Here is a 2,706-nt window from a genome sequence, read left to right on the forward strand (position 1 = left end):
TGCCAGGCTGCCGCACCCGACTCCAACGCAACCCCGGGCTGCCCGGCTGCCGGCAGCACCGCGTGCTCGCGTTCCACGACCGGGAGAACAGGCAGATCTGCGCCGCTGCGCCGGGGAAAAACCCACCTACTCCTGCCGGCAATGCGGCCGGGAAGACAACTGCTACGGGCGCAACTGCGGCCCCTGCACGCTCACCGAGCGTGCCACCGAGCTGCTCACCGACCCGGACACCGGCCAGATCCACCAACAACTGCAGCCGATATTCAACGCGCTCATGAACGTGGACCGCCCGCAGACCACGCTCTACTGGTTCCGCCGCTCCGAAGGACCCCGGATCCTGCACCGGATGGCGACCGGCGAACTGCAGATCAGCCACGAAACGTTCGAGCAGCTGCCCTCGAACAAGACCACCAACTACCTGCGCGACTTCCTCACCGCGCTCGGGGTCCTCCCCCACTACGAGGCCAGGATCGAGCGGATGCTGCCCTGGCTTGAGGACCTGCTGGACACCATCCCGAAATCCGACGCGGACATCGTCCGGCGGTTCGCCCAATGGCGTGTACTGCGCCACCTGCGGCAAAAGTCCGCGCACGATCAACTCACCAAATCCATGGTCCTGCAAGGCCGTGCGCAGATCAAAGGTGCGGCCCGCTTCCTGGCCTGGCTGACCCGCCATGACACCACGCTCGCCGGCATGGGCCAGGCCGATCTGGAACGCTACCTGATCACCCACCCAGGCAGCGAAACAGCACAGCATGCCTTCATCGGCTGGGTCCGCACCAGCGGCATCAACACCAGCCTGCGCATCCCCAAGCAGCCCCGGCGCTTTTCCTCCGTCACGATGAGCGAGGAAGAACGATGGGGCCACGTCCAGACCCTGCTCCACGACCAAACGATGCGCCACTACACCCGAATCGGCGGACTTTTCATGCTCCTGTTCGCCCAACCCCTGACCACGATCTGCCGCATGCACGCGGACCAAGTCACCGTCACCGACGACGGCCAGGTCACCGTCACGTTCGAGCGCACCCCGATCCTCATGCCCGAACCCCTAGACCGGATCATCATCGAGCACATGAACCGGCGCGGCCAGGCCTCCTACGCCAGCAGGAACAGCCGCTGGCTCTTTCCCGGCGGGATCCCGGGCAACCACCTGGCCACCGAAAACATCCGCGGACAACTCGTTGACCACGGCATCAAACCCTACAACTCCCGCAAGGCAGCCCTGTTCCAACTCGCAGCCGAAATCCCGACGCCCATCCTGGCAGAGCTGCTCGGCATCTCCACGACCACCGCCGTCCGCTGGGCCGAACTCTCCTCCCGAAACTGGAACGCCTACATCGCGCAACGCTGAACTCGACCCATCAGAATACGACCCCTCCGCCAGTATCGCCGTGAGGCAGACTCACGGCATGTCATGTAGTGGCTGGGTCCGCTGCTGATGAACCGACGTGAGTGGGAAAATTTGCAGTGAATATGGCGAAGGCTTCCAATCGTCTCGCACCTCGCAGCGGTTCTCCACCCGCTGCGACCATAGGGAGTACCGTCCACGGCGGACACGGAGACGGCCATGACCATGTCGATTGCCAGGCTCTCCGCACAGTCGGGTCTGAGGTACCTATTCAAAACCACGATGATGGATGATGTGTCGCCGACTCCCCCGGACGCCACAAGCTACTACATGAAGGCCGGGACACCGCAAGGGCGCTGGATCGGAAGGGGATTGGGCGGCATCACCCGAAACAGCGGTGACGCAGTCACCGAAGCCGACGCGAAAGCCATCTTTGACGAAACCGTCCATCCGGACACAGGTGCTCCTCTTGGCCGCCCGCACGGCCACCCCACGCTCGTCCAAAACAGCCAGGGAAAAGCCGGCACGCGCCGCGCTGTCGCCGGATTCGATCTGACGTTCAGCGTCCCCAAATCAGTCTCCGTGCTCTGGGCGCTGAGCCCGCGGACCCTCCAAGACCAGATCCTGCAAACCCACCACGACGCCGTCAACGCCACACTGGAATGGTTGGAAGAGTCCGTCATCCACACAAGATCCGGACGCAATGGCGTTGCCCGCATCGGCACCACGGGAGCCATCGCCGCCGCCTTTGATCATTGGGAGTCGCGCGCCGGGGACCCGCAGCTGCACACGCATCTGGTCATCGCCAACCGCGTCCAACGGACCACCGACGGCGCCTGGGTCACCCTCGACTCCCGGACCCTCTACAAGGCCGCCGTCGCTGCCAGCGAACACTACAACGGACTGCTCTTCGATGCCCTCCACCGCCACCTCGGGACCGACACCGACATCCGCGAGCCCGCAGCCACCACGCATAACCCCAGCCCGCAGCTCACCGGGATCCAAGACACCCTGATCCGCGAATTCTCCCGCCGCTCCCGCCTCATCGATCAGGAAACCGACCGGCTCGTCGCGGAATGGGCCACGACGCACGGCACTCCCGCGACGGCGACCACCACCATCAAACTCCGCCAGCAGGCAACCCTCTCCACACGAGCGCCAAAACCCGGCACCATCGCCCCGCTGCACCAACTCTCCGCAAACTGGCGGGCACGGGCCGCAGCCCAGGGTTTCGACCCGCAACTCGTGCTGGCCGCCACCGTCCGGAGGTCACGGACTGCCCCTTTCCGCTCGTCAGACTTCACCGCCGAGTGGGTGGACGCCGTCGCATCACTGACGCGGGAGCGGGTCGCCAC

At 65.1% G+C, this 2,706-nt stretch carries 2 protein-coding genes; both read left to right on the forward strand.

What is annotated here, in order from left to right; genetic code table 11:
* On the forward strand, nt 1-1,354 hold a 1,354-nt coding region (locus AHiyo1_RS08880), incomplete at its 5' end, for a hypothetical protein (RefSeq protein WP_216363162.1).
* A 216-nt stretch (nt 1,355-1,570) separates the two neighbouring features.
* On the forward strand, nt 1,571-2,706 hold a 1,136-nt coding region (mobF, locus tag AHiyo1_RS08885; RefSeq protein ID WP_148667506.1), incomplete at its 3' end, for a MobF family relaxase.

Source organism: Arthrobacter sp. Hiyo1, from assembly GCF_001263615.2.
In the GTDB taxonomy this organism is placed as follows: Bacteria; Actinomycetota; Actinomycetes; order Actinomycetales; family Micrococcaceae; genus Arthrobacter.